The organism is Pseudomonas sp. p106, assembly GCF_003936645.1.
GTDB lineage: Bacteria > Pseudomonadota > Gammaproteobacteria > Pseudomonadales > Pseudomonadaceae > Aquipseudomonas > Aquipseudomonas putida_E.
This window is the reverse complement of sequence record NZ_RHQR01000032.1, coordinates 15,072-34,230: the sequence shown is the minus strand read 5'-3', so window position 1 is coordinate 34,230 and position 19,159 is coordinate 15,072. Positions and strand designations below refer to the sequence as shown.

General features: G+C 50.0%; 16 protein-coding genes and 1 pseudogene. 12 read left to right on the top strand and 5 right to left on the bottom strand.

Translation table 11 applies throughout. The features are described from left to right. Positions 1-946 precede the first annotated feature (946 nt). Entirely contained in the window at positions 947-1,318 is a 372-nt protein-coding gene (locus tag EGJ09_RS25670; protein ID WP_125925126.1) for a histone-like nucleoid-structuring protein, MvaT/MvaU family, read from the top strand. Positions 1,319-1,439: 121 nt separating this feature from the next. On the opposite strand, the gene EGJ09_RS25665 is transcribed toward EGJ09_RS25670, so the two are convergent. Together EGJ09_RS25665 and EGJ09_RS25660 are read right to left on the bottom strand one after the other, a co-directional pair. Further along, positions 1,440-1,766, bottom strand: a complete 327-nt coding sequence (locus EGJ09_RS25665; RefSeq protein ID WP_256658465.1) for a DUF4917 family protein — start codon at positions 1,764-1,766, stop codon at positions 1,440-1,442. A gap of 142 nt (positions 1,767-1,908) precedes the next feature. Continuing rightward, positions 1,909-2,994 (bottom strand): hypothetical protein, encoded by a 1,086-nt coding sequence (locus tag EGJ09_RS25660; RefSeq protein WP_125925125.1) that lies wholly within the window; start codon positions 2,992-2,994, stop codon positions 1,909-1,911. Positions 2,995-3,347: 353 nt separating this feature from the next. On the opposite strand from EGJ09_RS25660, the gene EGJ09_RS25655 reads away from it, so the two are divergent. Beyond that, a complete protein-coding gene (locus EGJ09_RS25655) occupies positions 3,348-4,217 on the top strand; it encodes a hypothetical protein (protein WP_125925124.1) in 870 nt (289 codons plus the stop codon). A gap of 117 nt (positions 4,218-4,334) precedes the next feature. On the opposite strand, the gene EGJ09_RS25650 is transcribed toward EGJ09_RS25655, so the two are convergent. Continuing rightward, positions 4,335-4,772, bottom strand: coding sequence for a helix-turn-helix domain-containing protein (locus EGJ09_RS25650; RefSeq protein WP_158621147.1), 438 nt, complete (start codon positions 4,770-4,772; stop codon positions 4,335-4,337). A gap of 354 nt (positions 4,773-5,126) precedes the next feature. On the opposite strand from EGJ09_RS25650, the gene EGJ09_RS25645 reads away from it, so the two are divergent. The 3 genes from EGJ09_RS25645 to EGJ09_RS25635 all read left to right on the top strand — a co-directional run bounded on the left by EGJ09_RS25645 (position 5,127) and on the right by EGJ09_RS25635 (position 8,149). Then, entirely contained in the window at positions 5,127-5,519 is a 393-nt protein-coding gene (locus EGJ09_RS25645) for a DUF2846 domain-containing protein (protein WP_256658467.1), read from the top strand. A gap of 332 nt (positions 5,520-5,851) precedes the next feature. Then, complete coding sequence (locus EGJ09_RS25640) at positions 5,852-6,220, top strand: DUF2188 domain-containing protein (protein WP_305955526.1); 369 nt, start codon at positions 5,852-5,854, stop codon at positions 6,218-6,220. Positions 6,221-6,328: 108 nt separating this feature from the next. Beyond that, on the top strand, positions 6,329-8,149 hold the full coding sequence (locus EGJ09_RS25635; RefSeq protein ID WP_158621146.1) for a DUF4209 domain-containing protein: 1,821 nt from the start codon (positions 6,329-6,331) through the stop codon (positions 8,147-8,149). 69 nt (positions 8,150-8,218) lie between these two features. Here EGJ09_RS25635 and EGJ09_RS25630 read toward each other — a convergent pair. Next, positions 8,219-8,401 (bottom strand): annotated as a pseudogene (locus EGJ09_RS25630) (N-acetylmuramoyl-L-alanine amidase); the annotation flags it as partial. Next, positions 8,355-8,651 (bottom strand): AMIN domain-containing protein, encoded by a 297-nt coding sequence (locus tag EGJ09_RS27140; protein ID WP_158621145.1) that lies wholly within the window; start codon positions 8,649-8,651, stop codon positions 8,355-8,357. The pseudogene EGJ09_RS25630 and the gene EGJ09_RS27140, both read right to left, overlap by 47 nt. A 106-nt stretch (positions 8,652-8,757) precedes the next feature. On the opposite strand from EGJ09_RS27140, the gene EGJ09_RS25620 reads away from it, so the two are divergent. From EGJ09_RS25620 to EGJ09_RS25590, 7 genes are all read left to right on the top strand, one after another. Next, on the top strand, positions 8,758-9,207 hold the full coding sequence (locus EGJ09_RS25620; RefSeq protein WP_125925118.1) for a hypothetical protein: 450 nt from the start codon (positions 8,758-8,760) through the stop codon (positions 9,205-9,207). Between the two features lie 162 nt (positions 9,208-9,369). Continuing rightward, positions 9,370-10,314 carry a LysR substrate-binding domain-containing protein gene (locus EGJ09_RS25615; RefSeq protein WP_125925117.1) on the top strand — a complete coding sequence of 315 codons (945 nt, stop codon included), beginning with the start codon at positions 9,370-9,372 and terminating at the stop codon, positions 10,312-10,314. Between the two features lie 455 nt (positions 10,315-10,769). Next, positions 10,770-11,606, top strand: coding sequence for a hypothetical protein (locus EGJ09_RS25610; protein WP_125925116.1), 837 nt, complete (start codon positions 10,770-10,772; stop codon positions 11,604-11,606). Positions 11,607-11,760: 154 nt separating this feature from the next. Beyond that, positions 11,761-13,977: a hypothetical protein gene (locus tag EGJ09_RS25605; protein WP_125925115.1), complete on the top strand. Its 2,217-nt coding sequence runs from the start codon at positions 11,761-11,763 to the stop codon at positions 13,975-13,977. Positions 13,978-13,990: 13 nt separating this feature from the next. Beyond that, complete coding sequence (locus EGJ09_RS25600; protein ID WP_125925114.1) at positions 13,991-16,309, top strand: hypothetical protein; 2,319 nt, start codon at positions 13,991-13,993, stop codon at positions 16,307-16,309. Between the two features lie 498 nt (positions 16,310-16,807). After that, positions 16,808-18,241 carry a site-specific integrase gene (locus EGJ09_RS25595; protein ID WP_125925113.1) on the top strand — a complete coding sequence of 478 codons (1,434 nt, stop codon included), beginning with the start codon at positions 16,808-16,810 and terminating at the stop codon, positions 18,239-18,241. Between the two features lie 87 nt (positions 18,242-18,328). Further along, entirely contained in the window at positions 18,329-18,991 is a 663-nt protein-coding gene (locus tag EGJ09_RS25590; protein ID WP_125925112.1) for a hypothetical protein, read from the top strand. Positions 18,992-19,159 lie beyond the last annotated feature (168 nt).

The window sequence follows — 19,159 nt, the reverse complement described above, 5'->3', positions numbered from 1 at the left end:
CATAGAACTCATGTACAGGATCGCTTTGTAGGTCAGGCCGCATTGGGTCGATGGCTGCCGGCCGGGGTACCGCTCATGTCAAAGCGGACACCCACCCGAGGGTCAGTCGTCCGTGCTGGTCCCATCGCTGGAAAATCACCAGCAGCAAGATTGGCGCATACCGCAAGCGCGTATCATTGACCTTGTGATCGCTTCAGCCGCAAGCCTATGAACTGATTGGCAATCAGTTTCTGCTGCTGAGTGTCGTGGACTGAGACGTCCGGGCCTTCGCCGTTGATTGCAGCATGCGTTTTCATTGACTTGCCACTATGACGGGGCAAGGTCGAGTCTTGGCTGGGGCGCAGCTGATCCGATTTGCATGCCAAGGATTTTGGTATTAGCATCGTGGCATTCCAAGGTGTAAGCCCGCTAAGCCTTACAGAGGTGCGGCAGGGCAGATCTTCACCTTCACTAGAATGATCTCTAGGAAGCAGTGAATCAGCCGGGAACTCAATGCATATTTTCATATTGGGTACCGGCCAATGTTAAAGCACCTTGCGATCTGTTTAAGTATTTTGGCGGCATCACCTCAGCTTCGACTCCTTCTACTCCCCCTGGCGTTTTCGATCCCAATCCTTTCGGTAGCTGTGTTGATCTGGGTATGCCAAACTCCATAGTACAGAGCTGGTTATTCTGAAATTATCTCCTTTTGGTCCCTCTGGCCCACTGTGCGCAGCACGTATTTTGTCCGTCGTTTCGGGCTTCAGATTGTGGCCTTATCTATTGTTACGTTATCTGCTAGCATCCAGTCGACCTGCTACATTAGAATTCTAGTGCAATGTAAGGCGTGCCATCACATGATCAGGTGGGCGAACTAACCCTCCTAAGGCAGCTCTAAATATGAGTGCTGCGCTTCAATTTCAAATGCCACCCGACGACTTACTCACCTACTAAAGGGATATTCCTCATGTCGCGTTTAGCCGAATACAGAAAACTTGAGCAGACGCTGGCGGCACAGCTTGCTGAACTCGAGACGATGAAAAACGACGCGAGCTTGAAAAAGGAAATCGAGTTCGAGAAGAAGCTCCGCTCGCTGTTGGAGAGCTACGGTTTCAGTCTTCGCCACGTCGTTGAAATTTTGGATCCCCAGGCGGCGTCGCGTCGCGGACCAGCTACCGCATCGGCAGCGAAACCCTCTCGCAAAGCTCGTGCGGTGAAAGTCTATAAGAACCCGCACAATGGCGAGTTGATTGAGACGAAGGGCGGCAACCACAAACTCTTGAAAGAGTGGAAGCAGGAGTACGGTGCTGACGAGGTCGAGTCCTGGATCGCAAAGTGAGATAACCATCTCAGCTAGCTAAATGGGGGCAGTATTGCCCCCATTTTTTTGCCCCGTAACTTGTCGTGACGTGAGTAGCGGGCTGAGCGGGGCAAGCTAGATCGTCTTGCGTTTCGCTTCTTCAATCCTCTTGCAGGGCCTCGGTGGGATTGTTCCAGCAACCCAGGCTTTCTGAGTCGTAGAAATCGACTTGGTCTACCCCAGCACGATGCATGATCTCCTCTGCTTGCTGAGCGAAAGCCTGAGATCCGCCTCGTACAGAAATCGCGACCCGCTGCGGTGGATTTCTGGTGATCTGCTCTACGATGTGCTGATCCTGATCCGACAGGCTCCAGCCGTAAATAGTGACTGACTCACCCATGGCGGGGATGACCTCCCGGAAGACGCGCTCCAGGTAGGACGAGCTTTCAATTGATTGTTTCCTGTGGTCAGCAGTCCCTTCGCACACCAATCCGCACCATAGTATCTTCTGATGATGCTACTTTGGTACCTCGGTTTGGCCAGCATTCGAAAGGATGCTGGCCTTTTTCTTTCCTAAACGGGGTTTTGGAAAAGTGCGTGGCCGCTTCCCTTGCAGTTAAATTTCCCGATTACCGATTTGTAATCTTCAGGTTTATTGGCTTAATAATTGGGGTTTCAGGCGCAAAGGGAGATACGGAAGCAATGGAGTTGCAGCTAGCACCCAGCTGCTGCATGGTAATATGGGCGTACTCGAGAGCGTCTCTGGAATCGTCCATGGTTTCGATATGGTTCAAGTTGCGTGCGAAGTTCAATTCCGGATCGTCAAAGTACTCGCCGGTTGTGCGGCTTTTCGTTACCTGCGCTGGCTTTAAAGGTATCGGTAGCTGTATGGCAGGTATTTGTTCACCCCCGAGTTCTATGGTCTTGGTAAAAACCAGAAGGGTTTTTGAGGCATTTGCTAATGGGGCGACATGTACTACCAGGTCTCTGTACGCGCCAAGTTCATAAAGCCAATTGCCTGGCAGCGCTGATGCTCGCAATTCCTTGCCTGCCTTGTCCTGTGGCGGATTGGAACGCCAGACTTTTAGTAGTCCACTCAAAGACGAAATTCTGGGTATTGCGGGGTCCGCCATCCTTATCAAGGCTTCAGAGTAGAATTCGGACAGATAATCTCTCAGTGTGCAGGCGTCTACTAAGAATGATTGTAGGGCCAGATAGCATAAAGATGTATGGCCATCCAGGAAGCGCTCATTGGGTTTAAATGATTTTGAAAGTAGGCGGCCGTTTAACTGGTCGTGATACGCTTCCGACAGTTGACGAAGTCTCCATTCGCAAGCTCTAATTTGGTGAGAAATACGAGAGGCGATATCGCAAAAAATTCCGCTTTTTTGTAGGAAGGCAGAGTTTGCTATAAATGACCAGTTATGACCTTGGTCTGCACAGAGCCACGTTGGGGAGGCTGAGGGATTGATGGACCTCCACTCTGGGGGAACGAAGCCCTTTGCCTGTTCCTCAGTCTGAAAAAAATCACATCCAAGAATTTCGAACCCTAAGCCCCTGATATCACGATAAAAGCTTCCGTAACTTTTTATTTGGAAGCTCGCTGCTTTCCCGCTCAACGCGTGTGGTCGGAGATCTGACTTCGGGTCCATCCCGTTCAGAATGCGCCCACCTCCGTACAGATGAAGCTCCCTTAAAATCGGTTCCCAATCCACACCAATGCTCCTTGTCGAGTTCGCAGCGCTATCTTTTCAATTTCAGGTCTACGTGAGGTTAGCGCATACCAATGCCGCGCGTAAGCCAAGTCAGCAAGACGATTCAGGAACTCATGATGCTGATTGTGCTTGAGCACGCATCAGGCGTTCCAAGGGCTTTGATACTCAAGCTTTGGTCTTGTCAAAGGTCAGCTATGCGGGCTGGTGAGTTTTGGGGCTTTCCAAAGCTGCGATGATTAAGCGACTATTCCGTGGCTGGTGGCAAGCTGCCATGCGAATGGAATCAGGGGGCAGGATAGCTGATGTGCTAGCCACGCAACCTCAACTTAATACGGTAAGAATGAGGGCTTCATTTGTCATCCTATCTCGGTTTTCGTGTGTGTAATCTCATCATCCCAGGCGAGCCTCAGGAGCTTTCGCTGACGACGCCATCGGGGAGCTGGGTTCTGGAGAAAGAGCCTGAATACGCGACTTCAAAGCAAAAGATCGAGGAGGGGCAGATAGCGGAAACTTACAGCCTGTCGATCGATGTAACAATTGGCTCGGCGGGACGCTCAGCTACTCTGGACGCTGCCTTCGATGAACTGGTTCCGATTTGCCTCGCGGCAAGCTATCTGACCACCGCAAGCGTTGCAGTGACGCGCTCCTTGCCGCACTCTGAATGCATGATCATGGAGGTCGGGCCGCATTTCCCCCGGCCGCGTGCAATGCGGGGAATCGATGCGGTAACCATTACCTCCGCAGAGTTTCAACAAAGGGTAGAAGCGTTTGTAGGAAACCACTCAAGTACAGGTCTCGTCGAAAAGGATCGGTTACTCGTTCACCACTGGCTTGACGCACAAGCATGCTGGTCGATGGAGGATCTCTGTCTGAGTACTGCCACTCTTCTCGAGATCATTGCTGCCACGGCTCGCAGCGAAGCTAAGGCCGCGGGTCAAGACCTCAAGACTTTCAATCAGCGAATTCAGTACGCATCCACGAGGTTCTCGCTGCCCAATCTGAGCGACGACTTCAGGAACATGCGTAACGATCTCGTGCACGAGGGAAGGCTGTCGGCTACCAAATTCCCAAATAAAGTTGAGCTAGATTGCTCAACTGCGGCAGCTGAGGCTCTAGAATGGATCGACCAGTACATGCACGCAGCGCTTGGGCTCGGCCCCGTAGTCAAGAACAGATTTCCGGCAAATACGTACAGGGGGTTGAACGCGTTTTCCCTGCACTGAGCGGCCTAGCTGTGCCCACTGCGCCAGTCCTGCAAGAGGCCAACAGAATGTGCACCTAGAATGATGCATAAGGTGTTACGCCCCGAGCAGAGGAGGAGGTCTGCTCGGGTGAGCCGCTTAGTTCAACGCGCCTGAGGGAGGGGTGTTTTTGCTTCTGAATCCTCTAGGTGAAACGCCGAATCTCGACTTGAATGCCCTGGAAAAGTGGCTCACATCGTTGAAGCCCCAAGCGAAGGCCATGGCCGAGATTTTCTGGATATCGCTCTCCGACTCGAATTCTGAAGCGCACTTGTCCAGTCTTCTGTCCAGGATGTAGCGCCCGATCGATAGGCCGTGTTGAGCGAAAATTCGGTGAAGCGTTCTCTTGGACGTACCCAGCTCGCTAGCGATCATCTCGGGGGTCAACTCAAAATTCGCAAGCTTAGCTTCGATGCAGCGTTGAGCTTTCTCGAAATATGACTTCTGAACCCTTTCGGTGTACGTCGAGGCCTGGTTCTCAGATGAGCCTCTGAGACCACCCCCTTTAACTGATCCAACCTGCGGTTTCTTCGCCATTGGCGGTATCTCCCGCATGCTCCTCCCATCGTGCTCAAGCGGCGTTGGATGGAGAAAGGCATTAGATTGAGTGCCGCAACGAAGGTACCGAGAAGGTAAGCATCAGCGACCACCTTTCACCCTAGATGTGGGTGAGCCTTTCATTGACGAAGGTGTGGTGGCTATTTACCATCGCGCCTGATTTGGTCAGGTGCCCTTAAGCATTGCGGTCCCCCTGATTGCCAAGCACCCTCAGAATAAGCATCTCTAGCAAGCAAGGACGCCCCTCGCATGTTCAAAACATTCTGCAAGACCACTGCTGTACTCTCCATCGCGCTGCTCTACGGCTGCGCCTCTGCGCCGTCCATGGAAAAAATGCAGGCCGACGTCGCCCAGTACTCGTTACCTAAGGCAGCGGTTACCGACAAAGGCTTGGTCTACGTCGTTCGGCCAAGCAACGCAGGAATGATGGTGCGGTTCAACGTCTTCCTGGATGACAAGGAAGCTGAGTCCGAAATGGGGTACAACCGGGGCAACCAGTACATTTATTTCTACGTGACGCCAGGCGAGCACGTAATCAGCTCCAAAGCGGAAAATTGGGCTGAGATGCCTGTTACGGTCAAGGCCGGCGAGGTCATCTACCTCAAGCAGGAAGTCGAAATTGGCGTCGTAATGGCTCGCAATAGCTTGAAAATGCTGAACGATGTAGAAGGTCGCTATCTGGTGAAGGATGCAGCGCTCGGCACCGTTGCTAAAGAGAGCAAGTGATTCGCTGCTTGATCGCGTGCTGATGCAGAAAGGGCGACCACGTGTCGCCCTTTCTGCATTCTGCTATTCGCAGTTTCTATGAGAGGCGGGGTCGTGGAGGGGATGGCGAAGAAGTACGGGGAAGACGGGCGAGACCTGGTTGAGTCCCAGCCGAATGCTGAACTCGAGGCTGTGTTCGGTCGTTATCCACCGATCGACACTCGGGCAGCTGAGTCTGTGGGCTTCAAGCATGACGGCAGCCTCGATGTCTTGATACGAAACTGCATGGCCTGGCGCGACTGAAGCACCAGATGTAGTACCCCCTGGTCCCGTCCCGGCGCTAGCGCCGGCTCATGACAACGTTGGCTCGGATGCACAGCAAGCCATCGAGCTGTCGGGCCATCACCTGCTTTCTGTGTGACTTTGTCTCCTACAAAGAGCTGGTCTATAACTCAGTGGCCACTACGCATAGGAGGGCGACCATGAGTAAAGATCAGGACAGAACCATATCTAGGCGAGCCGATGGTACTTGGGAGAACAAACGCAATGATGCCAGCCGCGCCTCGAGTGTGCATGACACGCAGGCAGAGGCTCAGAAGGCGGCCCGAGAAATGCTCAAGAAACAGGGGGGAGGGGAGCTGACGACTAAGGGAGTAGATGGGAGGATTCGCGACAAAGACACAGTCGCTCCAGGGAATGACCCAAGCCCTCCAAAAGGTTAGTTAAAGGCCCCCATGCGGGGCCTTTTTTGCGGGCGACGTGTACAGCGCTGAAGAAAGCGAATGAGCTGCTGACGCAGAATGGAGACAGTACCCATACGGAGGTCGTGCATGGCGCTTGACTGGCAACTCATCAACAACCAGGGCCTTGAGTCCCTAGACTTGGACTGCCTGCTTCAGACGGTTGAGCGGTTGGATTGCTTCAGCTTTCAAACTGAAATTTCTCGGTTGGAGCGAGATCAGGCTCGATGGACCGGCGCGCAGCTCGAATGTCTACGCTTCATCGGCGCAGTGCTAACGATGATGCTCCATGCAGATCGGCCGCAGGAACCCTTTGGACCCATGTTCGTTATGGGAGCACAACGCAGCGCCATTCCATCTGACTTTCCTAGAGAGAGCGTTCGAGGGATAGAAGTGTGGGCAACCTCTCTCAAAGAGCCGGAGCTTCGCGCGAGATTCTTGGACGTGATTTGGATTCAGGGACGCTCTTTCCCGGCCGCTCAAGCTGCCGTAGAGGCGTACCTTGCCTCTGCGTTGAAATTGGAGGATCCGAAAGACTGGAATTCCTCTGTGAAACGCATGGAGCGAGCCTTGCGTCTTTCAGCAGGCCTCGGCAAAGGCGGAACAGAGCTGCGACAGAAGGTGCTGAACGAGATCGAGGCCATGCTGCACCGGCACAAGGGTATGGATCCTCTTTACCTAACCCTGCGCCTCACTCGGTTGCTATTAGAGTTTAACCATGGCGACACCAGACAGTTTGCTGATTATGCGCGTTCAGCCGCAACGGAGGCCGAAGACGCCCTAGATTTTTGGAGAGCAAAAGACTACCTCCAGCTTGAGGCCGATTGCCATCGAGCGGCGGGAGATATTGAGAAGCAGGGCGCTGCGCTACGTGACTCAGCTGAAACCCTGGTGAAAGAGGCCGAGTTGGCGCAAAAGCGCTCTGGTCGCGGTGCGATGGTTGCTGCGTCAGTGTTATCGGATGCGGTAGAGGCAATGCGCCAAGCACCAGGGGGACGGGAGCGTGCAGCAGAGTTGCATGAGAAATTGCTGGTCTTGCAGCAAGAGTCGGTAGTCGAGTTTAAGCCGATCTCGACCAGTCTCGACATCACCCAATTGATTCAGAATTCCACCGCAGCGGTTAGGGACAAAACCATCAATGAGGCGATAATTGCATTCTGCCACATGGCAAAGCCACCCTCGGTGGCAGACCTAATACGGGAGGTCCACAAGCAGGCTCGCGTGGCAGTGTTCAGTAGCCTGATTTCTAGCGAAGTGTTGAATTCGCGTGGCCGAGTGATCGCCCGGGCCCCCAGTCTTGAGGAATCTGACGATCCTAAGCTCGAAGGCCTTCGCTGGCGAATGTTTGGGCAAGCGCGCATGGGTCGGAGTCTGGCAGTCCAGGCAACGCTTAACCCTGCCAGGATGGAGATTCTCGGGGCACATAGCCAGGACCGCCTGCATCTTCTGAGCTTGATTGAGCACAGCTCCTGGATCCCGCCTAACCACCAGGAAAGTATCCTCCGTGCCCTCGTTGCGGGCTTCGAGGGTGACATGCTCGTCGCCGGCCACCTAATACCCCCACAGCTCGAAGCGTTGATAAGACACGTGGTTGAGTCTTTGGGGGGCGCAACCTCAATGCTAGAACCTGGCGGCGTTCAGCCAGAGCGACCATTAGGTGTTCTACTTGAGACACCTGAGGCGCTCAGGGCTTTCGGGGCGGATGGAGTCTTTGAGTTGCAGGATCTCCTTATCGACCCATTAGGCACCAACCTACGGAACGAGGTGGCGCATGGACTGCTCGACGACTCTGGGATGTTCGAAACAGATGTGTTGTACGCGTGGTGGCTCCTACTTCGCTACTGTGTTCTAACGTCCAAAATCGCGGCACGGCGGCTAGGCGAAACACCACCAAGCACGGCCGACACGTAACTGAGTGCACGGGCGGCCGGTGAGGGGCCGGACATGACCGATATAAGGCCCTAGTGAGAAGGGCAGGTATTAGGCAGTGCGAGCCCTTGCACGGGTGGCCAGAAGCGTTCCATCCGGCGGCGTTGCGCTGAAGTAATCATTGATTCCATCAAAGACTGCCTGCGCTAGCCGTTTTTGGTGACGGGGATCGCACAGCTTTCGGCAGTCATTGTCGTTGGAAATAAACCCTGTCTCGACGAGAATCGAAGGGATATGCACCACTTCGGACTGCGGTCACCAGGCGGCTGGCTTCGGGGAAGTGCCCGAGCGAATTTGCGACATGGGTGTTATCTAGATCGATGATCAATCTATCAGGGGACTGTAGGGTGAAGGTGCGGTACTGAGGGCGGCCGTTCAGCTCAAAAACTAGTCGTAACCGTTCCCCATCATCAGCTGCTCTAGCAGCCAGAAGCCTTGGAGAGGCTTTCGCGGATAGGGCCCATGGGACTGCTAGGCCAGCCAACAAGCCGGTAGTGATTCGGCGTGAATCTGTAGTTCTTGTAAGGCTCGATGGGGGGGCAAGGATGTTGGTTAAGGCTCAAGAAAGGGCGTTTGTCCCGCGCAGGGTAATGCGTGAGATTACCTACGCTACCTTTATGGGGGGGATCCCGACGGTACTCAGCAGCGCAACTGTTACCGAGCTGAGGAACGCCGTGAATGCGCTGCTCGCGGCACCAGCTTTGATGACGTATTACGCGATACTGATGGTTGTCTGCGTCATTTTCACAGGCTTCAGTTTCCGGACTCGGTTCCGCTCACCGTCCCACCAGATGGGCGTACGTAAAACCCAGGGGTTTTTCGCGGATATCAGCGGAAGCTTCCTGATGGCGCTCCGCGCGGCGTTAGGTGCGATGCTTGGTTTTATTCTGGTTTGGGCGACCTCAGAGCCTGAGACGATTACCTCAGAGGCGATCATCAGAATGTTCCTCATGATCTCTACATCGCTTGCCTGCTGTGTCTGGCTAGCGTGCATGAAGGAAACCTTCAAGAATCCATACGGCTTCCGGCGATATGAGTAAGTTGGATACCGACAAGCTCAGTGCACTCAGCCGGAGCGTTCGAGCCAGACCATTGAGTAACCCATAACCGCTCCGCCGAAGCTTGCCTCAAGACCGCCGCTTTAGGACACGCCTGTGGTTCCCTGCGATAATGCGGGATGTCCTTAGCGAGCGGATCGCCCTGTGTTTGACTTCAACGAACTGTACTTCTTCGCCCAAGTGGTCGAGCACAAAGGTTTCGCCGCGGCAGCGAGGAACATAGGTATCCCCAAATCCAAGCTCAGTCGCCGAGTTCTAGCCCTTGAAGAGCGGCTGGGTGTACGCCTCATCCAGCGCTCAACTCGCAAATTCACAGTTACTGAGATTGGTCAGGATTACTACCGCCACTGCGTCGCCATGCTGGTCGAAGCCGATGCTGCGGAGAAGGTCATCGAGGAGTCTAGGTCCGAACCCCATGGACTAATACGAGTCAGCTGCCCGCCGGCGCTGGCGGCGATGGGAGTGAGCGATGCTATGGCGAAGTTCATGGTTGCTCACCCAAAGGTCCAGATCCAGGTAGAGAGCACAAACCGGAGAGTCGATGTGCTTGGGGAGGGCTTCGACATTGCCCTGCGCGTGCGTTTTCCACCACTCCAGGACGAGAACCTGTTCCTCAAAGTCTTCGGCGAAAGCTACCAGAAGCTTGTGGCGAAACCGTCCTTAGTCGAAGGCATTGAATTGGAAGTGCCAGGCGATCTGATCGGACTACCGAGCATGGACCTGGCTCCTGCCAACCGCGACCACCGCTGGGCCTTTATCGATCCCTCCGGGGATCGAGTAGAGATTCCTCACTCACCACGGTTTGTCACTGCTGACCTAGACGCGCTCCACCGCGCCGCGGTCCAGGGCGTGGGTGTCGTTCAGATGCCTGAGGTTATGGTGAGACATGATTTAGAGGCAGGCTTGCTCGTAGAGGTTCTCCCCGCGTATCGACCTCCTAGCGGGCTCATCCATGCTGTCTATCCGTCTAAGCGAGGGCTACTCCCTTCAGTCCGTGGCCTCATTGATCTTCTCGCTGAAGAGCTTGGGGCAAACGCTGAAGCGGATCGGAAGGCCTGTGAAGCAGCAGGCAAGATATCTAAACCGTAGTGGTCGGAAAGCACTCAGACAACGTGGGATGACGAGGTCTAGGATATCTGCCTATCGAGCATTGCCCCCTATAGGCTGTCCAAGCTGCAAATCTGCCAGATATCGCCAGCGGGATAATCGCAATACATGACCCGAAATTGATCCAAAGTGAGAGACCGATCGTCGGGTTTACCAGCTGAGTAACTGAATAAAAAGTGTCTGATTGTTCGGGTACCGCATGTTTTTCAATGTCATGTAAATCAGATTGACATAGTGACAATATCGGTAATTTCAGTTTGCTCAGCGGGTTAGGATTTTATCGCCAAACAAAACGGCAGGGCTTGATAGTTAAAGTCTTATTATAATGCTGTCAATAGGATTAACCTGCGTATGCAAACGTCGAGGTAGAATTTTACACGCCAAAAAAAATAGTTGCAGCGAGGGTTGCTGTAAGCTAATTATTTCTACGCCACAACATGAACACGACGGCGTTGAAGCTCATGCTAAATACCTCAGTTCTATCGCTGCTCTGCCAAAAAGAAATGCCAGTGGACCTTCAGTGCATCATCAATGGAGAGCGCTTCAAAAGATCTGAATACGGCCATAAGATTGACAAGCGGCTATCGGTGACATATCCGGTGTTCCTGGACGCTTATGCACTGCGATCCGGTGTTCGTGGCGACGAACAGGATATGTATGAGTTTTTCATGCTTCATTATACAGACGATAGCATCGACATCGTCAGGTCGCAATGTATACGGTTAAGTCAGATTAAGGATTTAGCAGGTCATAAAGTCGAATCTAAAAACTCCTTAAGCTTCGACGAATGGCGAAAGATACAACCTTCAGTTGAGCGATTGAAATTTTATAGTGGATGGTTTTTACCTACGCTAGGACAGGCAGGCCAGCACATTAACTTGCTCAACATTTACCAAAAATTCGGTGCGGATTTTTGTGCCGAGGTTCACCGCGTGCTAGGCATCTATATCCTCAAGGTCAATCCGAAAACCGCGAGAATGAAAATAAATGCAATGCTTGTGGTTAATGGCATTCTTGTTGAAATATTTGAAACTAAAGATCAGCTTAAATATGCGTTCGGAGATCGCTTGCTCGAGGTGCTGGAAAAGCTCTGGGTTTACTTCATGCGTAGCAATTTCAACAGGCTGAGCGAGATTAATTTCTTTGAGGCAGTAAAAAGCTTAAATGATTTCTATATGAAATATGGATTCATAGAGAGCTTAGGCTACCCATTGCACGGCCGACTAGCAAAAATGCTATTAGGTGACGTTGTTAGAGGGAAAAGATTTAACTAGAGCCCGCGATTACTCGAACACCTGAGTTACTTCATTAGGACCATCGTTATCGATCAGTTCTTTACACTTGAGGTGGATGATGAGACACCGAATTTCCAGTGGCCAGGTATCTAAGTACCTTCTCACTGAGCAGGGGCGCTTACTTGAGCGTCGCATGTTGAATACCATGCTATTCCAGACCCAGACACTTGAATCTGGCTGTAGAGTTGCCTTGGCTCTATTTTGTGCGTTTCTCAACGTCGTGGGAATAAAGGATCTTCCAGTATTACTCAATAGTGTCACAGTCGCGTTTAGAGGCTTTTTGCTTATTGAGGTGGATGGGCCGCTTCATCATTTAGATAGAATATTTAAGTTCTCATGCAAAATAATTGCAGCAATTTGTCCGGGATGTGATTACCAGAAGCTAATCGAGCAGCTATCCAATGATGATGCTAGCCGACAGGCCTATCTTAGCCTTAATCGTAACGCAGCGCTTCTTGAGTATTACCAGGGTTGGCCAATTAAAACCCTTGACGATGAAGTGGTTTGGGCGGACCTAAGAGAGCTTCACCGGATTCATGGTTTAGCGGTGGCACGGCTGTATCATAAAGCTCTAAAAAATTACGGAAAAACTCTGGATGCTCAGACCTTCAAGCGTAAGCGTACATTGATCATTGATACCTTGAATGCAATATTGATGCTGTTGGTAAAAAGCGAAGATTTAGAGCATTTACAGACTCCGCTGGGAGTAAATCAGGTTTTTGAACGCGTTAAAGTAATTATGCTTGTTCAATACCAGGCGGAGCGTCCAGGGGAAAACGTTGACATACTATTTGAGACCAGATGGAGCAGAATATGGGTTGAAATTTACGCATTCTTCATTGGGGAAAAGTTAATCTCGGAGCCGTTGTATCCTATCCCAAAGGGTAAAATACGTGGCCCTGTATCAAGATCGTCCTTACCTAAAGATGAGCTTGACGCCATAGGAACTTTCGGTGTGCTTACACCTATTCCACTTTCAATTCGAGACGAAGCAGCGGCAAGTCGAATATATGAACAAATCTGCACCGATCTTGATCTGATGAAGAATGCCTGTGAAGAAGCAAGGGGTAATATTTTAAAGGCACACTGGAAGAGGATTCACCTTGCGGAGAGGGGAAAGGTCTGCTCTGCGAATGATAGCACTGAGGCGCGCGAAAAACTGGAAAATCGGTGTCGGACCTGGCAGGAATATAATTACCATGTCGCGGATCAAAAAAATAAATCAACACTTTATTCCTTGCGCTCGGCGATGGATCCAGAACTAGCGCTGCTATCAAACTCTACTTTGTTGCCGTTCTTCTATCTATTGGTTGCCGAGCATCCGGCCATTACGGCATCCTGGTTGATAAATTACGAATTATACGATAAGCATGGGAATCTGAAGGGGCTTCAATCAGACGATAAAATTGCGGTGAGCATTAAGCCTAGGAGAGGGTCAAAATCCGCACAGCAACCAATCTATCTCAATGAGAAGGCCAGATTGCTTCTTGATGAAGTATTGATGTTGACCAAGCAGGCGCGAGATTACCTGCGTAGCACGGGTAATGATGATTACCGATATCTATTTTTGACTGCTAATGGTTTCGGTGAGCCAAGACGAAAAAAGCAAAGCGTTCCGCCCTTGAATGATTTGACTTACGCGCAATCAACCCTGAGGGCTGTACTGCTGAGTAAGCTTACGCACAGACCAGATGGAAAAGAGTTTTTTGACAGGGTGACCCTCAAAACCATGAGGACCACCGCAGCCCTGAAAATTTACTTTGAAACTGGACGATTAAGGGATATGGCCGATGCGTTAGGCCATAAAACACTGAACAGAAAACTCCTAGAAAAATACTTGCCGGCGCAATTACTTCGATTTTTCCTTAATAGATGGATCCGGATTTTTCAGACGGCGATCACCTACAAGGCAGTCGTTGGTCGACCTTGTCTTCATGAAGCGATGGGCCTCAGCAATGATCAAGAACTTCAAGAGTTTCTGCTGCATCACGACCTGAAACCACTTCCGAACCATCTAATGGTGGGGACTTACGGCCTGCCTGAAATTAATGTGAGCAAGAAACGGGAGAACCTCCACGTGGTATTCCCAATTACATCAGAGAGGTGCACCTTCGTACTGTCTTGTGTGGCTGCTGTGGAGCGACTCAAAGCTAACGGACATGAGATCTCGGAGGTAGGCAAGCATTGGTGGAGAACTGGCAAGTTCTTACAGATGTCGTCGGGGCTTCACGAGTCGGGTCAGATACGCGTTTACTCTAATGAGGTGCTATCAATATTTAAAACAGCAAGCCATTCAGAAGCACTTGTAAAAGTGCTTGCTCCGATCATGGCTCAATCAGCGAGTAGGTAAACGAGCCTTTATCATGGAAAACTCTGATTATTCAAGCCGGGATCTACAATCCCAAGAGACTAAGTCCTTAGCAGAAAGGCTCGATGAGGTTCTGAAGCTGCCATTCTCTGAAAGTCTTTCAGCATTGAATGCGTTAGTGCAACAAGGTGCATCAGGCGATTATAACATAGACGCACCAGATTGGCTGGTTGATGGCACAAACTTTCATTCGCCTATTTGGTCGTGCTATTTCGGAGAGGCTGATGAGTATTCGGTTAAAAGGCTCATAAACTTTGATGTGCGACTGGCAAACGGAAGCTCCCTGACAGACCCTGATAACATTAGTACGCTCACATGGATTAGGTATTTTCTTGCTGTTCAAATTCATCCTCGGTTCAATGGTGGGGCACGTAAGGCTCCAAATTTTGAGTTGTTAAAATTCAATAGGGGGCTGCACGTCATTGATTACATTCTAATGAATGACGCTTCGGATTTTGATATCGGTGAAAATGGCTTAGGAATGGTTTCGGTAAATTCTTTCAAGAATTTCCTAATTAAGAATACGGCTACTCCTATTTCCGATTATCTTTATGAATATCCTGTCAGATTAGCGAGCTGGTTTCGATCCAAACTAGGCGAGGTGTCAGATGCAGAAGTGGATGAGGCGTGTGGGAAATTCCCGCTAATAAAAAATATTCCCTCTCAGGAGGATAGGATCCTAGGCTTTACAGATCACGAGCTTATTAAGGTTCGCTCAGTTATTGCTCTGAATGGCTGGTACGATTTGTACCCTGGCGGGAAGAGATTCAATCCTCGTACTTTTATTAATACGGAATACAGAAATACTCTTTATGGCGTCTCCTTGATGCCCCGTGTAATTCCGGAGTTAAATCTTGATGATTCTCTCGCTAGAGAGTATCCGGGTGTGCCAGTAACAAACGTTCCGAAACCTGGCGTTACCCTAGAACAACTGCGTAACTATGTATCGGTTGTGCAAAAAATACCAGTTATTGAGGCTAGCTATGGAATTAAAGGTGTGTCGATTCAAAGTTTTGAGACCATTAGTGCTGCAAACTTGCTGGAACTGGTGGATCAAAAAAATCGAGGCCGTTTTGTCACCATTCCCTATGCAGTGCTACTCCACGCTCTTGGGAATAGTTTTCAGTTCTTTATTGATTACCGTCATGCGATTCTCGAAGCGACGCTTAATATGTTAACTGCGGTTAAATATCATAATTTTGATTCTAGTCCTAGGATGAGGCAAGTCGAAGAGGTTTTCTCCAGCGTATCGATCCCTCAGCCGCTTCATGCGCTCGGCGTCAATAATTGGTGCATAGAGCGTCTTAGCTTCGATGTTAGCAATTTTTATGGAGAAGTGCGTAGTAATCAATATTTGTTATATCTTTATCAGGTTATGATCGGCTCGTTTCTGATTATAATCGGTAGTTTGGGTCTCCGGAGGCAATCGGAAATTCTGGATTTAGATCCAGTTCACTGCCTGGAACCCCCCGTTGATCCATATCTACCTGGCAATGTATCTATAAATTACTGCTTGAACTATTCTGCAAGAAAAACTGGCACTAGGAACCAGCATCAAGTCTTAAGTGTAGGTATCACCCAGCCGCTTGCTAGATTTATTTGGGATCTAATGGGGTTCAGGCGAAAGTGCGATCAGGCAGGCGTCCTTTCAAGTAAGGCGAGATTGTTGTTATGGTTGGATCAACGCAAGGTGACGGCGGGTCCTATTAAAGTTGTTTCGTATAATCAGGCCCTGGATGCGGCTTGTGATTATTTTCAAGTCCAGACTGTGAAGATTGATGGCGTTGAAAGGCGATATTATTTGCGTCAACACCAGTTGCGTAGATTTATTGCCCTGGCTTTCTATCACTCGTCAAAAGGAAATATCGAGGCACTTCGCCATTGGCTTGGGCACTCTGACGTGGAGCACGTTTATATCTACATTTCTGAAACTACACCTGGAATGGTTCTTGATTCTGTAAAGGCAGAAGTGATTGTGGATTTCATGTTTAATGGTGAGGATAGCATCGAAGGGCTGGACTTCCTTAAGCAGAAAATCATGGAGAAATACTCTGCTGAAGATTTCGTAGTGCGATCAATAAATGAAATTGATAAGTCTTACGAGCCGCTAGTCAAAAGGGGCTTGAAGAATTCTAGTGTTTCTTTGGTAGACCTGATCGATCAACAAACAGGCTACGATGAAGTGATGAAGATGTTGAGCACTCACGTAATTGATCTTACTCCAGAGTTTTTTATCGCCACCATGGAGGATGGCAGTCAAGAAAACAGGTTTAATCTTGTTTTGAAGATTGCGGAGGCTCAAGATGCACGGTGATCGCTCTAGGAGGTCGATGTTGAAGTTGTATGAGCTGTTACGAAATATCAATGACTCTCCTCAATCGTACGTGCATGATAGAGAGTGGTTGTCGATACTAGTTACTCAGCGCAGCTTGGCAGAGTACAGTAATCTGGAGCTGGGAATTCGTGGGTGCGCGATGGGTACATTCAGAAGTGCGGCCTCCCATCTGGCGATAGGGTTTGATGGTATAAACAAGTTGAGGATAAGTGCTCGCGCTCGGATTTTGGCGCTAACAACCCCAAAGGCGATTAAAGCCTCAAAGAGTCGTCGAGATTACGTTTCCGAAATAGCGGAACTTCAGAATCGATTGGGAATCATGTCGCGGGACTTCTGTCAGATGCAGATCGTTGTTTATAAGTTACGGTTGATATCGCAGCACCTTGCGACTGATGATGGAATTAGAGATCGGAAAAAATGGTGGATTCGCGAGATGAGACAGGTCGAGATTATTTATGAAGGTGGGTTGAACAAATCATGGGCAGAGCAAAGCAATGCTACATAAAACTTGGCGTAGGGTCAAAGCTCGCAACTCATGCCTCATCGTTGAATGAGCCGCCGTTATTTAAAGGCGCTACAGGCTTCCCGGTACTATACTTCCCTGATGGAGGCTACTGCTTTGAGTTCAATGCTTATTTGGCTACGATTTTTCTTGATCGTAGTTATTCCTTAGTCGGCGACAGGGGAGGTACCTATGCGCAGATAGCTGCGGATCTGTCTCATCTCATGAGACACATGCACAGCAATCGTATTTGTGCTATGCAGATGAGTGATTCACGTTTTATGGGTTTTATTGATGGGCTCAATGTTGGAAGAAATCCAGATGGAAGCCCACTTCGCGATCCTAATAGAATCCGAGCGATAGGATCTACCTGTCTGGATTTTCTACATCACATGGGGATATTTTATCACAGATCAAGCTTCGTCGCTCCCGACGGTGCAATCAGGGGGTACCAGAAGCACCAACTTCCAACATTCAAGAAAAAAGTAGCGGGTCGTCTTCGCTGGTATCATTTTCATCTTCCAAATCCTAGGCCAGAGGACCACCGGCACCCCATTGGAGATATATCGCTGAAGAAGCTGTATGGAGCTGCCAGCTCGGTTGGGTCTTATGAGCTTCAGCAAAGGAATATCATTCTTCTCTCAGTGTTTGAGCATACGGGAGGGCGCAGAGAGGAATGTAATAATCTCCTAATTTCGGATCTGATTACAGCGCTGGAAAGTGGAGAACCATCGCCTAAAGTCAGACTGCCGACTCTTAAGCGGGGCAGAATTCATTTTCGGTACATCCCTGTGCCAAGAATCTATATTCAACAATGGATGGACTACGTTAACTCGACTCGTCTGGTCTGTATTCTTGAGAAAGGTGTCGTGGATGATGGCTATCTTTTCATCAATATAAAAACTGGAAAGCGGCTGGGCAGTACGACTATTACTAAGATTTTTCAAGAGCTGCGTGCATCTGCGGGGCTTCCCGAAAGAACGCATCCTCACATGTTTCGACACAGGTTTATCACAAACAAATTGAAATCGATCATGCTTGAGTTTGATTTTGAGAATCAAGACAATTTCAAGAGGGCATTGGCTGACTTTAGTGGGTTTTACGAGAAGCTCAAGCAGTGGACCGGTCATGCCAGGATAGACTCACTAGAGAGGTATATCCATCTAGCATGTAATGAGCTTTCCGATTTAGGCCCAATAGTGGAACACGCTCAGCAAGCCGAAGCCTTTCGAGCAGTGAGTCGGGTTCTCAACGGCGTAAAAGAAAAACTGGATAAGGGGGAAATCACAGAGGCGGAATACAAGAAAGAATTTCGGCGAACCATTGAAACTGGATTGGGCAATCTGTTCAGTGATGCTTGGAAGTCGGTGATTTACACGTCTAACGGTGACTCACCTTCTCATCGGTAACGGTTGCCTTTCACTGACCAAGAGGCTAAGTGCCCTTTGAAGTTCGTGTTACTACTCTCTATGAATAGCGATTCTTGAGGATCTAATATGGAAGTCAATGCGATTGACGACGTCACGGTTGGTAAACTCTACGAGGCAGCAGCATCTTTTGGCACTAAGGAGATGCAGGACCGAAACAAAATTTTGCTTGCGGTATTCGAGCATACCGGTGCTAGCGTGCATGAAGCACTGAATCTGACCACAGCGTCCGTCTTGAATGCGCTTAACATCGCCGGCGATAGGGATGTGGTTCTTTTCCCGCGGCTTAACTCAAAAACATCGCCGGGAGGCACAGGGAAACGGCGTAGCTATGTACGAACTGCCGATAGACAGTTTATGCTTGTGCCTAAGAATATTGTCAGTCAATGGGCTGAATATATTCATACGAGTCGCGCTTCTTGTGTCAAGAAAGCCGAGGCCGATGATGACTGTTACCTCCTTGTTGACACTAAGACGGGTGAAAAACTTACTCCGAATTCAGTTGCTCAGATCATGCAAGATTTGAGTGAAGCTGCGGGCTTAGCGCAGCCTGTTACGGTGCGGATGATTCGAGACAGGTTTATTCTTAAACTCTGCGCAGTCGAGCTGATTCAGTACTGTAGAACCGTGCTTGAGAACGCCCACAAATTCACGGTTGAACACAGCAGTGACGAGATTTTGAAGCACTACTTGAATCTGAATCATGTTAGCTCCCGACGACATAAAGATTAAGCATTTTTCTCATTGCTCAAACGGGGGCGCCACGGGTCAACTCACAGCCCGCAGGCGTCCTTTGCTTTTGAAGCGGATGACTCCCTCCTTCCACTGGATCCCAGGGTTAGTTGTTTTGGGGAGGGATAGGTTTGGCACCTGTGGCGGTCAAGGGGCATTGCGCTAGAC

What these genes read in the sequence shown, in the direction of transcription:
- EGJ09_RS25670 (WP_125925126.1), top strand. Translation starts at nt 947, where the DNA reads ATGTCGCGTTTAGCCGAATACAGAAAACTTGAGCAGACGCTGGCGGCA.
- EGJ09_RS25635 (WP_158621146.1), top strand. Translation starts at nt 6,329, where the DNA reads ATGGCGCTTGACTGGCAACTCATCAACAACCAGGGCCTTGAGTCCCTA.
- EGJ09_RS25590 (WP_125925112.1), top strand. Translation starts at nt 18,329, where the DNA reads ATGGAAGTCAATGCGATTGACGACGTCACGGTTGGTAAACTCTACGAG.
- EGJ09_RS25600 (WP_125925114.1), top strand. Translation starts at nt 13,991, where the DNA reads ATGGAAAACTCTGATTATTCAAGCCGGGATCTACAATCCCAAGAGACT.
- EGJ09_RS25620 (WP_125925118.1), top strand. Translation starts at nt 8,758, where the DNA reads ATGCGTGAGATTACCTACGCTACCTTTATGGGGGGGATCCCGACGGTA.
- EGJ09_RS25610 (WP_125925116.1), top strand. Translation starts at nt 10,770, where the DNA reads ATGAACACGACGGCGTTGAAGCTCATGCTAAATACCTCAGTTCTATCG.
- EGJ09_RS25640 (WP_305955526.1), top strand. Translation starts at nt 5,852, where the DNA reads ATGACAACGTTGGCTCGGATGCACAGCAAGCCATCGAGCTGTCGGGCC.
- EGJ09_RS25595 (WP_125925113.1), top strand. Translation starts at nt 16,808, where the DNA reads ATGGGCAGAGCAAAGCAATGCTACATAAAACTTGGCGTAGGGTCAAAG.
- EGJ09_RS25605 (WP_125925115.1), top strand. Translation starts at nt 11,761, where the DNA reads ATGTTGAATACCATGCTATTCCAGACCCAGACACTTGAATCTGGCTGT.
- EGJ09_RS25650 (WP_158621147.1), bottom strand. Translation starts at nt 4,772, where the DNA reads ATGGCGAAGAAACCGCAGGTTGGATCAGTTAAAGGGGGTGGTCTCAGA.
- EGJ09_RS25645 (WP_256658467.1), top strand. Translation starts at nt 5,127, where the DNA reads ATGCAGGCCGACGTCGCCCAGTACTCGTTACCTAAGGCAGCGGTTACC.